Consider the following 12,571-nt stretch of genomic DNA (forward strand, 5'->3'; position numbering starts at 1 on the left):
ATTTATTACTTGAAGTATTATAAATTCACTGCTAGTTATGATATAATAACTAAAATATTCTATCTATTTATTGAGGGAGGTGCGGAAATGTCAGTAACAATAAAAGATGTAGCAAAGTTAGCTGGTGTATCTATTTCTACTGTTTCAAGAGTTATCAATAATTCTAAGCCAGTAAGCCTTGAAGTAAGAAAGAAAGTATTAGAGGCCATAGATGAATTAGGATATAAACCTAATGAGGTAGCCAGAAGTCTTGTTACGAGAAAATCAAATTTAATTGGAGTTATTATAACGGATATTGGCAATTCCTATATAGCAGAAATGGTTAGAGGAATAGAAGAAGTGGGAAGAATGTATAATTATGATATTCTTTTGTCAAGTAGTTATGGGAATCCAAATACGGAGAAGAAGTTTGCACAACTTTTGAGAAGCAAGCAGGTGGAAGGGATAATTTTAGTTTCAGAAAAAAATAACGATGAAGTAATAGAGGAAATTCAAGATTTTAGAATTCCTTTTGTATACTTAAATAAATATTATAGTAATTTAAATATACCTACTGTATCTATAGATAACTTAGAAGCATGCTTTGAGATGACTAATTATCTTTTGAAATTAGGGCATGAAAATATTTTATATATAACTGCTAATGAGAAAGATGAATTTTCATTAGAGAAGTATAAAATAGATGGGTACAGAAAGGCCATAAAGGATATTGGAAATGGAAAAGAGTTTATATATTCAGCCACAGGATTTGGCATTGAAGATGGTTACGATATGGGAGAAGAAATAATTAAGTTTATAAAAGATAATAACATTACTGCAGTTTTTTGTTGCCAAGATGAATTAGCTATAGGTTTTATTAACTATTGTTATGATAATAAGATAAAAGTTCCAGAGGATATTTCTATTTGTGGATATGGTGATACAAAAATAACTTCTATCTACAGACCTAAACTTACAACAGTAAAAGAGCCTTATTACGATATTGGCGCTGTTGCAATTAGAAGAATTATTAAAAAATTAAAGGAAGAAGATATAAAAGAAGAACATATTTATCTTCCAATTCGGATAATGGAAAGGGAAAGTTGTAGAAGAATCAAATAATGGTGGTGTAATGTATGAGAGCTTTTATAGGATTGGAATTTGGCCACGATTTAAAGAAGGAATTATACGAGATACAAGAAATTCTTAAAATCAATTCAAATAAAGGAAGCTGGGTCTCTTTAGATAACTTTCATATTACACTAAAATTTCTAGGAAATATTGATAAAGACCAAATAGATAGTATAGAGAAAAGTATAAAATCCATATCTATCAATACTTCACCCATATCCATAACCTTGGAAGAGCTAGGTTATTTCAATGTAAAAAATGGTGAATATAGGGTTATTTGGATAGGTATTAATGGAGAAATGATGAAATTAAATAATATATATGATATAATAGAAAAGGATATGAATAGCATTGGCTTTCCTATAGAAAAAAGAAAATTTACACCCCATATAACTTTAGGCAGAAGAGTGAGGACAAAGTTGCCTTTTAACAAGTTAGAGGAAAGTATTAAATATAAACTAGGGACAGAATTTTTATTGGACAATTTGACTCTTATGAAAAGTGAGGAAATTATGAGGAAAAGAGTATATACTCCAATAAAATCTTATAAGTTTCAAAATTTATTAGATAAAAACCACAGATAATTTCTGTGGTTTTTTGTGCTTCACCTTGATAATGTGTGAAAATATGAAATGAATGGAGGAGAGAATTATGAAAACTATCCTAATTGATGGTAACACCCTTAATCTAGAAGGATTTATTAATGTAGTCAGGAAAGGCTATAAAGTACAATTGACAGAAGAAGCAGTAAAAAGGGTTGAAAAAGCAAGACGAGTAGTTGATGAATTTGTTGATAAGGAAAGAGTGGTATATGGAATTACTACTGGATTTGGGAAATTTAGTGATGTATCCATTAGTAAAGAAGAAACTAAAGCTCTACAAAAAAATTTAATCATAAGTCATGCTTGTGGTGTTGGAGAACCATTAGACCAAGAGGTTGTTAGAGGAATAATGCTTCTTAGAGCTAATGCACTCGCTAAAGGGTATTCTGGTATTAGGCTTTCTACTTTAAATACATTGATAGAAATGCTTAACAAAGGGGTACACCCATTAATCCCAGAGAAAGGGTCATTAGGTGCCAGTGGGGATTTGGCTCCTTTATCCCATATGGTATTAGTTATGTTAGGAGAAGGAGAGGCTTATTATAAAGGAGAATTGCTTACAGGGAAAGAGGCTATGGATAGAGCAGGCATACCTACTATTGAATTGACTTCTAAAGAAGGTTTGGCTTTAATTAATGGAACTCAAGTGATGACATCTATAGGGGCTTTGACTGTATACGACGGAATAAAATTAAGTAAGACCGCTGATATAGTAGCTGCTCTGACTGTTGAAGCTTTAAATGGAGTAGTGGATGCCTATGATGATAGAGTTCATAAGATAAGACCTCATCAAGGTCAAATAAATACAGCCCAAAATTTACTTCATTTATTACAATCAAGTGAAATGACCACAAGACAGGGAGAAATCAGGGTGCAAGATGCTTATTCCTTAAGATGTATCCCTCAAATCCATGGTGGCAGTAAAGATGCTTTAAAATATGTAGAAGATAAAGTTAATATTGAAATGAACTCGGCTACAGATAATCCACTGATCTTTGAAGATACTCAGGATGTAATTTCTGGTGGGAATTTTCATGGACAACCAATGGCTCTTAGTTTTGACTTTTTAGGTATTGCATTATCAGAATTAGCAAATATATCTGAAAGAAGACTCGAACGTTTAGTAAATCCGGCTCTAAGTGATTTACCTGCATTTCTAGCTAAGAACGGAGGATTAAATTCAGGATTTATGATTGTTCAATATTCTGCAGCAGCCTTAGTATCAGAAAACAAAGTACTAGCTCATCCAGCTAGCGTCGATTCTATACCATCTTCAGCAAATCAAGAAGACCATGTTTCCATGGGAACTATTGCAGCTAGAAAGGCTAGAGAAATTTTAGTGAACACCCGAAAGGTATTAGCAATGGAATTATTAACGGCTTGCCAAGCCATTGATCTAAGAGGCAAGAAAGGCCTAGGAAAAGGAACAGAAATAGCATATAATATAGTTAGAGAAAATTTAACTACTATTGAAGAAGATAGAATTATGTACAATGAAATAAATACATGTGAAGATATAATAAAATCAAATAAGATACTAGAAGAAGTTGAGACTAAATTAGGTGAATTAATATAAAGGAGGAATTTCAATGGTAAACAATTTTGACATTAGTAATGCTATGACTATTAAATTGGATAATGAATTACCCCCTATGCCTAAATTTATCGAAGGCGTAAGACGGGCACCTAAAAGGGAGTTTAATCTATCAAAGAAAGAAACTGAAATTGCCCTAAAAAACGCTTTAAGATATGTACCGGAAGAGTTACATGAAGAGTTAGCACCTGAATTCTTAGATGAACTTTTTACACGTGGAAGAATATACGGTTATAGATTTAGACCAGAGGGAAGAATATACGGAAAGCCAATTGATGAATATAAGGGTAAATGTATTGAAGGAAAAGCTTTCCAAGTAATGATAGATAACAACTTAGATTTTGATGTTGCCCTATATCCTTATGAGTTAGTTACTTATGGGGAAACAGGACAGGTATGTCAGAACTGGATGCAATATAGACTTATAAAAAGATATTTAGAGGAATTAACTGAAGATCAAACTTTAGTAGTAGCTTCAGGGCATCCCTTAGGACTATTTAAATCAACCCCTAATAGCCCAAGGGTAATTATTACCAATGCCTTGATGGTAGGTATGTTTGATGATCAAGAACATTGGATTAAGGCTCAAGCTATGGGAGTTGCTAACTATGGACAGATGACTGCTGGCGGTTGGATGTATATTGGACCACAAGGGATAGTGCATGGAACTTATAATACAATATTGAACGCAGGACGTATGGAATTAGGAACAAAGGACGATCTTAGAGGGCATTTGTTTGTAAGCTCTGGATTAGGTGGGATGAGTGGAGCTCAAGGAAAAGCAACTAAGATTGCAAAAGGTGTCGGAATAATTGCAGAAGTTGACTATTCTAGAATCAAAACTAGACTAGATCAAGGTTGGATAGATATGTGTTTTGACGACCTAGATGAGGTATTTAAAGCTGCTGAAGAATATCAAGAAAAAGAAGAACCTATTGCTATAGCTTATCATGGAAATATAGTGGATCTATTAGAATATGCTGTTGAAAATAACAAAAATATAGAACTATTATCAGATCAAACCTCTTGCCACGCACCTTATGATGGAGGATATTGTCCACAAGGGTTAACCTTTGAAGAAAGAACAGAATTGTTAAGAACTGATAAGAAAAAGTTTGCAGAATTAGTTAATAAGTCATTAACTCACCATTTTGAATTAATTAAGGAACTAGTAAATAGGGGAACTTATTTCTTCGATTATGGTAACAGTTTTATGAAGGCAGTTTTTGATGCAGGAGTAAAAGAAATAGCAAAAAATGGTGTAGATGAAAGTGAAGGTTTTATCTTCCCATCCTATGTGGAAGATATAATGGGGCCAATGTTATTTGATTATGGATACGGACCTTTTAGATGGGTATGTTTAAGCGGAAAATATGAAGATTTAATAAAAACTGATAGGGCAGCTATGGAATGTATAGATCCTGATAGAAGATTCCAGGACAGAGATAATTGGGTATGGATTAGAGATGCAGAAGAAAACAAATTAGTTGTAGGCACTCAAGCAAGAATTCTATACCAAGATGCTTTAGGAAGATTAAAAATAGCCCTTAAATTTAATGAAATGGTGAGAAATGGAGAGATAGGGCCAGTAATGCTAGGAAGGGACCATCATGACACAGGTGGAACTGATTCTCCATTTAGAGAAACAGCTAATATAAAAGATGGTAGTAATATAATGGCTGATATGGCTACCCATTGTTTTGCTGGAAATGCAGCTAGAGGAATGAGCTTAATAGCTCTTCATAATGGCGGTGGAGTAGGAATAGGCAAATCAATTAATGGTGGATTTGGTATGGTACTAGATGGTAGTGAAAGAGTAGATAATATATTAAAAACCGCTATGCCTTGGGATGTAATGGTAGGAGTAGCAAGAAGATCTTGGGCAAGAAATGAAAACTCTATTGAAACATGTATTGAATACAACAACCAATTTAAAGATACAGACCATATTACAATTCCATATCTACCCGATGAGGAATTAATTAAAAATTTGGTAGATAATAGATATGATAAGGACATAAAGAAATAGAAAGGAGATACTAATGGCAAGATTAGTTCAATGTGTACCTAACTTCAGTGAAGGAAGAAATAAGGAAATAGTTGAAAAAATAGTAGAAGAAATAAGAATAATGGATGAAGTTAAGCTTTTAGATTATTCTATGGATAAGGATCATAATAGATCTGTAGTAACTTTTATAGGTGAGCCAGAAAAGGTTATAGAAGCAGCTTTTAATGCTGCTAAAGTTGCAGCTGAGCTAATAGACATGAAGAGCCATACAGGAGGCCATCCAAGGATGGGTGCAACAGATGTTATACCACTTATCCCAATATCTGATGTAACTATGGAAGAATGTATAGAGTATTCTATGAAATTAGGACAGAGGATTGGTGATGAGTTAGGAATACCCGTATTTTTATATGAAAAATCTGCCAGGACTAAGGAACGAGAAAACCTAGCAGATATTAGAAGAGGTCAATATGAGGGAATGGCAGAGAAACTTCAGCAAAAAGAATGGCAGCCAGATTTTGGACCAAATACCTTGAATGAAAAAGCAGGAGTAACAGCTGTAGGGGCTAGAATGCCTTTAGTTGCATTCAATGTAAATTTAGCAACAAAGGATTTAGAAATTGCAAAGAAAATTGCAAAGGTAGTAAGGGCCAGAACAGGTGGATTCACATATTGTAAGGCCATAGGATTAGAAATAACTGAAAGAGATATAGTTCAAGTTTCTATGAATATGGTTGATTATACAAAGACATCTTTATTTAGGGTATTTGATACTATAGAAAGGGAAGCTAGGAGATATGGCGTAAATGTTATAGGGAGCGAAATTATAGGATTAGTACCAATGCAAGCTTTAGTGGATGTAGCAGACTACTATTTAAGATTAGAAAACTTTGATTCCAGCCAAATTCTTGAAAAAAGAATGTTTGAGTAGGATGTGATATGATGAAAGCGGATATTATTATAAAAAATATAGATAATTTAATAACACTAAAAGGACCTAATAGGGCGAGGGTAAAGGAAGAAATGAGGGACATTGGTCTTATCAATAATGGAGTAGTGGCTATAAAGGGAGATAAAATAATCTATATTGGCAAAGGTGAACTACCATTAGACATTGAAACCCATGAGAACACTATTATTATAGATGGGGAAGGTAAAACTGTGACACCAGGTCTTGTGGATTCACATACCCATTTAATCCATGGTGGATCAAGAGAGCATGAATTATCTATGAAATTAAAAGGGGCTAGATACCTAGATATACTAGAAGCTGGTGGTGGGATTCATAGTACGGTGAACGCCACTAGAGAAGCAAGTTTTGACCAGCTTTACGATAAAGCTAAAAAGAGTTTAGATATAATGTTGGGTTTTGGAGTTACCACTGTAGAAGCAAAAAGCGGATATGGATTAGAAGACTTTAACACAGAAATCAAACAAATGGAGGTAGCAAATAAATTAAATAAGGAACATCATGTAGATGTGGTATCAACATTTATGGGAGCTCACGCTATACCACCAAAATACAAAGACAACCCAAAAGATTTTATTGGTATAATAATTAATGAAATGATTCCACAGGTAGCAGATAAGAAATTAGCAAAATTCTGTGATGTATTCTGTGAAAAAGGAGTTTTTTCAATAGAGGAAACTAGAGAAATACTAGAAGCTGGCATAAAGCATGGATTACTGCCCAAGGTACATGCAGATGAAATTGAACCTTTAGGTGGAGCAGAATTAGCAGCAGAAGTTGGATGTATTTCAGCAGATCATCTAGTTGCTGCAAGTGTAAAAGGAATAAAAATGATGGCAGAGAAAGGGGTAATAGCTAATTTACTTCCTGGAACTTCCTTCAACTTACAATCTGGAAAATTTGCTCAAGCAAAAAAAATGATAGAAGAGGGTGTACCAGTAGCCCTATCAACAGATTATAATCCAGGTAGTTGCCCTACGGAAAATATGCAGCTAGTTATGAGTTTTGCGTCTATAATTATGAAGCTGACTCCAGAAGAAGTAATAACAGCTTCTACAATCAATGGCGCAGCATCATTGAAATTAGAAGAAGAAATAGGTAGTTTGGAAGTAGGTAAAAAAGCAGATTTGGTTATATTTGATGCACCAAATTTGGATTATATTATCTACCATTTTGGCATAAACCATACAGATAAAGTTATAAAAAGTGGCAAACTAGTATTTGATAAATTTAGAAACATCCTATAAAATAGTATTTAAATAAGTATACTAAAGGGGAGTAGCTATAGTATTTTTACTAAAATGGGATCAACATGCTGGTAATATACCTGGTCCTATTTACCTTTATGAAGGGAAGCGAGACTTTTAGTTTAATAGAGATCACTATTGAACTAAAAGTCTTTTTATGATTGAATCCTATGAACATAATTAATAACATTAACTAATGTAAAGAAAAGGAGAAAAACATGATTACTGAATTAATTAGAGCATTTCTTTTAATATTTGCTGCAGAAATGGGAGATAAAACACAGATAATTGCCATGACTTTTGCAACCCATTACAAAATTAAAGATGTTTTAGCTGGCGTAGCTATTGGGGTTTTTCTAAACCATGGTTTAGCTATAGTATTAGGTCAATATCTATCAAAATGGATTCCTATGAGTACAATCCAATTGGTTGCAGGAGTTATGTTTGTTATTTTCGGACTCTTGGCATTAAGGGAAGAAGAATTAGAAGAGAAAGAAAATAAAAAAGCCTTGGGGCCAATAGTTACTGTAGCTTTAGCATTTTTTATAGGAGAATTGGGAGATAAAACTCAACTTACAGCTATGACATTATCCGCAGAAGGGAATTATCCATTTTTTATTTTATGTGGAACTATTTTAGGAATGCTAGGAACAAGTGGCTTGGGTATATTTATAGGAATTAAAATTGGCGATAAAATGCCAGACATTTCAATAAAAATTATTTCATCTATGGTATTTATTTTTTTTGGAACATTAAAGCTTTATAATTGGGTACCGATAAAAATATTAACTCCCTTTAATATTCGGCTCTATTTTATCTTAATTTTATCTATTTACTTAATATTGACTAGACGATTAATTGCTAAAAAAAAGTATTCCAAATATTCTCCTATAAAGGAAGTAGCCACTATTCTATATAGTCAAACAAAAGCATTAAAGGAGGCAGTAGATGAAATTTGCCTTGGAGAAGGTATATGCGGAGATTGTTCTGGTGATGATTGCATAATAGGCTATACAAAGAAACTTCTTAAGGAAGCAAGGGATAATGAACAGTACTTTATTGAAAAAAATAAGGACTCTTCAAAATTAACTACCAAAGATTTTGATAAAGATAAAGTTACGGAAGCTTTAAGTTTAATAATAGCTGATTATATAGAATACGGTAGGATAAAAGATGAAGAGTTTATTATTAATCAAATCAAAAATTTTTTAGAATCAATTTTATTAGGCCAAAATATTAGGTTTGATGGAGATTTATCAAAGTATATTCGAAATGTTAAAAGGATTAATTATTATATAGGGAGAAACTTAGAAAATAAGATAAAAAACAAGCTAAATTCATTTAATTAAAATATTTTAAAAATAAAGAAGGATAAAGAAGTTTTATGTAGAATAATATAGAATGAACAAGAAACAAAGAAGGAGGGGTTAATATGGCTGAAAGCCAATATGTAGTTTTTAATTTGGATTCAGAGGAGTTTGGTATAGATATAATGAATGTAAAGGAAATAATACCATATCAGGAATCTGTTAACATACCAAATGCTCCAGAATTCATAGAAGGAATAATAAATTATAGAGGAAATGTAATTCCTATAATTAATTTAAAGAAAAGATTTAAATTAGATGATTTTAATGTTACTAAAGATACTAGAATAATTGTGATAAATATTGAAGAAAAAGAAATAGGATTTATTGTCGATGAAGCGTCACAGACTATAAGATTAGACGATAATCAGATAGATCCAACTCCCGATATAATATCAGAAGTAGATAGACGTTTTATAACAGGTGTTGGAAAAATTGGAGAAGATAGATTATTGATACTTTTGGATTTACATAAAATATTAACTGATAAAGAAAAGGATCAGATTGAAATGATGGAAATAGAATAAAGAGGTGTAAGTAGTGGCAAATACATCTTCCAAAGTTGAACGAATAAATGAAATATTGCAGGAAACTATATATTCCATTGAAAATAGTAAAGAAGAAATTACTGAAATTGTCGAATATGCAAGAGATGATGTAAAGGTAATTGAAAAAGAATTATTAGAAATTAAAGAGAGGGTAGATAAAGTAATAAGGGAAGTAGATCTATTAGAAGTTGAAGAGAGAAAAGGCAGAGCCTATCTTTCAAATGTAAGTAAGAACTTCAATATATATACTGAAGAGGATCTAAGGATAGCCTATGATAAAGCCAACGAAGTTAGAATTCGGTTGCTTCTAAAAAGAGAAGAGGAAAAAAGATTAATAGAAAGACGAAAAGAAGAAGAGCTTAGATTAAAATCTGCTATTGAAGTTTATAGAAAAGCTGAAAATGTGAGAAAATCTGTTAGTGTAGCTACTGAATACCTTAAGGGAAATTTAGATGAAATATTGTTTACGGTGGATCATTTAAATAAAAGACAGGTTTTAGGAATAAAGATAATAGAAGCTCAGGAAGAAGAAAGGGAAAGGTTAGCTAGAGATATACATGATGGTCCAGCTCAATCTATGGCAAATATATTGTTAAAAACAGAAATATGCGAAAGGTTAATGGATATTGATAGGGAGAAATCCAAGGAGGAGTTCCAAAATCTAAAAACTATAGTTAGGAGTACTCTTAAGGATTTAAGAAAAACAATCTATGATTTAAGGCCAATGTCATTAGATGATTTAGGATTAATTCCAACATTAGAAAGATATATTTATAATTTTATTGATTATAGTGGAATAAATGTAAAACTATGTGTTATTGGAGATGTTGTCAACCTAAATTCAGCTATGGAAGTAGCAGTGTTTAGAATTGTTCAAGAGTCGTTAAATAACATTTTCAAACATTCAAAGGCAACAGATGCTAGAATATGTATTGAATATTCACCAACAAGACTAAATTTAACCATAACAGACAATGGAATTGGCTTTAATGTAGATGAAGTTAATAAAGTTAGCAATGGTACAGTAGGAGGTTTTGGCTTAATCAGCATAAGAGAGAGGGTAGAATTGCTTGAAGGCAATGTAGAGATTAAATCCTCGCCAGGAAAAGGCACAAGAATTAATATCTATATTATGTTACCAGAGGAGGAAAGTTAATATGCAATGTGAAAAAATATCTGTAATGATAGCTGATGATCATGTATTAATGAGGGAAGGATTAAAGCAGCTATTAGAGTTAGAAGAAGACATAGATGTAATAATTCAAGCTGGAGATGGTAATGATGCAGTAGATAAGGCTTTAGAATATAATCCAAATGTTATATTGTTAGATATAAATATGCCCAAAATGAATGGCATAGATGTTTTGAGAAGATTGAAAGATTTGGGAGTTAAGTCTAATGTTATCATGTTAACTATTCACGAAGACAAAGAATACTTATTTGAAACTATGAAAATTGGTGCTGACGGATATGTTCTGAAGGATTCAGATGCCGATAGCTTAATTAAGGCAATAAGAGATGTAAATCATGGCAAATCATATATTCAGCCTAGCATAGCATCTATGTTGGTAGAAGATTTAGGTCAAAATGATGTTGAAATAAATAAAGAACTAGCTAAAATAAGATTGTTGACTAAAAGGGAGTACGAAGTATTAACGTTAATAGCTGAAGGGTTAAATAACAAAGACATTGCGGAAAAATTATATATAAGTGAAAAAACAGTAAAGAATCATGTCTCTAGTATATTCAAAAAAATCGAGGTAAACGATAGAATACAAGCAGCAATATTTGCTTTTAAAAACAATATTAAAAAGATTTAAAGAAACCAAGGGGAAAGATCTCTTTGGTTTCTTTATCATTCAATAGAACACTTCAACGAAGGTTTGGGGAAAGTATTTCATATAGAAGTATCAAAAGTTTTAATATATTCAAGAACAAAGGATTTAAAAGTTTCATTTAGAGGAGAAAGTTGCCTTTTTTTGTGATAAACAAAATAAAATTTTCTTTTTAAATCCATTTCTCTTATGTAGTATACTTTATATTTGTCTAATTCAATATCGGATACGACTGCCCTTTCGGATAAGAAACTTATACCTACCCCTAGCGATACCAATTCTTTAATCGCCTCAGTATCTTCTACATAAGCAATTATATTTAAATTATCGATACCTATTTTGTTTTCTTCTAAAATATTAACTAATAGATTCCTAGTACCAGACCCCTCCTCCCTAAAAATTATTCTTTCTTTAAGAATTTCATCTATATCTAAATAGGAATAATTCGGTTTTGAGTATATTGAAGTATTAGGTGTAATTACTAGTAATCTGTCTTCTATTAACTCGATATAGTCCAGCTTATTAGAAGGATATCTTGCACCTACAATACCAAAGTCCGTATCTCCACCTAAAATATTTTTTATTACACTCTTTGAATCCTTATCATCTAAAGTAAAAGTAACATCAGGATACTTTTTCAAGAAGCCATCAATTATATTAGGAATAATATACTTTCTAGGTACTGAACTAGAATATATATGAAGATGGCCTTGAATACGCCCTTTAAAGGCTGCTAAATCGAACTTTGCCATTTCACAGGAGTTTACAATATTTATAGCATACTTATAAAATAGAAGTCCCGCATCTGTCAGCGAAATTTTTTTGCCTGAACGATTAATTAGTAAGGAACCTAACTCCCTCTCTAAATTCTGTATATGATTGGTAACGGTAGGCTGTGTTATATATAGTTTCTCAGCGGCACGGGAAAAACTTTTTGAATTAGCTACTTCAATAAAAGTTTCAAGCTGTCTTAAATCCAAGTCAATATCACCCTTTCTATAGAATTTCAGTATTTAAACTTACATATTTATTCTATCAGAGTTAATAAAAAATGAAAACTTAAATTTTAATAGAAAAAGTTATTGACAAAAGCAAAAAAACTTGGTATATTAAAATAGCTGTCAGGTTGAGCATGAAATTGAAAGAAACCAGAAAATAAAAAAATGCAAAAACTTCTTGACAACAGTTTTGAAATTTGTTATAGTATAAAAGTCGGCTTCAGAAGAAGCCAACAAATGAACCTAGACAACTAAACAGTGTGAAGTACTTTGAGTAAGAAATAATTAAACA

Annotated in this window: 11 protein-coding genes; 10 read left to right on the plus strand and 1 reads right to left on the minus strand. The window is 31.9% G+C overall.

Annotated features, from left to right (window positions below; all coding sequences use genetic code 11):
* Positions 1 to 87 precede the first annotated feature (87 nt).
* The 10 genes from C3E89_RS00605 (at position 88) to C3E89_RS00650 (ending at position 11,266) form a co-directional block, all read left to right on the plus strand.
* Positions 88 to 1,101 (plus strand): LacI family DNA-binding transcriptional regulator, encoded by a 1,014-nt coding sequence (locus C3E89_RS00605; RefSeq protein ID WP_236910571.1) that lies wholly within the window; start codon positions 88 to 90, stop codon positions 1,099 to 1,101.
* A gap of 14 nt (positions 1,102 to 1,115) precedes the next feature.
* Entirely contained in the window at positions 1,116 to 1,694 is a 579-nt protein-coding gene (gene thpR / locus C3E89_RS00610) for an RNA 2',3'-cyclic phosphodiesterase (RefSeq protein WP_236910572.1), read from the plus strand.
* Between the two features lie 67 nt (positions 1,695 to 1,761).
* Positions 1,762 to 3,288 carry a histidine ammonia-lyase gene (gene hutH / locus C3E89_RS00615; protein WP_236910573.1) on the plus strand — a complete coding sequence of 509 codons (1,527 nt, stop codon included), beginning with the start codon at positions 1,762 to 1,764 and terminating at the stop codon, positions 3,286 to 3,288.
* 13 nt (positions 3,289 to 3,301) lie between these two features.
* Positions 3,302 to 5,335, plus strand: coding sequence for a urocanate hydratase (locus C3E89_RS00620; protein WP_236910574.1), 2,034 nt, complete (start codon positions 3,302 to 3,304; stop codon positions 5,333 to 5,335).
* Between the two features lie 13 nt (positions 5,336 to 5,348).
* The gene (gene ftcD / locus C3E89_RS00625) at positions 5,349 to 6,245 is read left to right on the plus strand and encodes a glutamate formimidoyltransferase (RefSeq protein WP_236910575.1); all 897 of its coding nucleotides are present in this window, start codon (positions 5,349 to 5,351) and stop codon (positions 6,243 to 6,245) included.
* Positions 6,246 to 6,256: 11 nt separating this feature from the next.
* On the plus strand, positions 6,257 to 7,531 hold the full coding sequence (gene hutI, locus C3E89_RS00630) for an imidazolonepropionase (protein WP_272876543.1): 1,275 nt from the start codon (positions 6,257 to 6,259) through the stop codon (positions 7,529 to 7,531).
* 218 nt (positions 7,532 to 7,749) lie between these two features.
* On the plus strand, positions 7,750 to 8,880 hold the full coding sequence (locus C3E89_RS00635) for a TMEM165/GDT1 family protein (RefSeq protein ID WP_236910577.1): 1,131 nt from the start codon (positions 7,750 to 7,752) through the stop codon (positions 8,878 to 8,880).
* Positions 8,881 to 8,963: 83 nt separating this feature from the next.
* On the plus strand, positions 8,964 to 9,425 hold the full coding sequence (locus C3E89_RS00640; RefSeq protein WP_236910578.1) for a chemotaxis protein CheW: 462 nt from the start codon (positions 8,964 to 8,966) through the stop codon (positions 9,423 to 9,425).
* 13 nt (positions 9,426 to 9,438) lie between these two features.
* On the plus strand, positions 9,439 to 10,602 hold the full coding sequence (locus C3E89_RS00645) for a sensor histidine kinase (protein ID WP_236910579.1): 1,164 nt from the start codon (positions 9,439 to 9,441) through the stop codon (positions 10,600 to 10,602).
* Position 10,603: 1 nt separating this feature from the next.
* Positions 10,604 to 11,266 carry a response regulator gene (locus C3E89_RS00650; RefSeq protein WP_236910580.1) on the plus strand — a complete coding sequence of 221 codons (663 nt, stop codon included), beginning with the start codon at positions 10,604 to 10,606 and terminating at the stop codon, positions 11,264 to 11,266.
* Positions 11,267 to 11,343: 77 nt separating this feature from the next.
* On the opposite strand, the gene C3E89_RS00655 is transcribed toward C3E89_RS00650, so the two are convergent.
* A complete protein-coding gene (locus tag C3E89_RS00655) occupies positions 11,344 to 12,261 on the minus strand; it encodes a selenium metabolism-associated LysR family transcriptional regulator (protein WP_236910581.1) in 918 nt (305 codons plus the stop codon).
* Between the last annotated feature and the right edge of the window lie 310 nt (positions 12,262 to 12,571).

The organism is Clostridium sp. Cult1 (assembly GCF_021655095.1).
Lineage (GTDB): Bacteria > Bacillota > Clostridia > Tissierellales > Tepidimicrobiaceae > Schnuerera.

Excerpts from the sequence above, each read along its gene's own strand:
- C3E89_RS00605 (WP_236910571.1), top strand. The coding sequence starts at position 88 with ATGTCAGTAACAATAAAAGATGTAGCAAAGTTAGCTGGTGTATCTATT.
- thpR (WP_236910572.1), top strand. The coding sequence starts at position 1,116 with ATGAGAGCTTTTATAGGATTGGAATTTGGCCACGATTTAAAGAAGGAA.
- hutH (WP_236910573.1), top strand. The coding sequence starts at position 1,762 with ATGAAAACTATCCTAATTGATGGTAACACCCTTAATCTAGAAGGATTT.
- C3E89_RS00620 (WP_236910574.1), top strand. The coding sequence starts at position 3,302 with ATGGTAAACAATTTTGACATTAGTAATGCTATGACTATTAAATTGGAT.
- ftcD (WP_236910575.1), top strand. The coding sequence starts at position 5,349 with ATGGCAAGATTAGTTCAATGTGTACCTAACTTCAGTGAAGGAAGAAAT.
- hutI (WP_272876543.1), top strand. The coding sequence starts at position 6,257 with ATGAAAGCGGATATTATTATAAAAAATATAGATAATTTAATAACACTA.
- C3E89_RS00635 (WP_236910577.1), top strand. The coding sequence starts at position 7,750 with ATGATTACTGAATTAATTAGAGCATTTCTTTTAATATTTGCTGCAGAA.
- C3E89_RS00640 (WP_236910578.1), top strand. The coding sequence starts at position 8,964 with ATGGCTGAAAGCCAATATGTAGTTTTTAATTTGGATTCAGAGGAGTTT.
- C3E89_RS00650 (WP_236910580.1), top strand. The coding sequence starts at position 10,604 with ATGCAATGTGAAAAAATATCTGTAATGATAGCTGATGATCATGTATTA.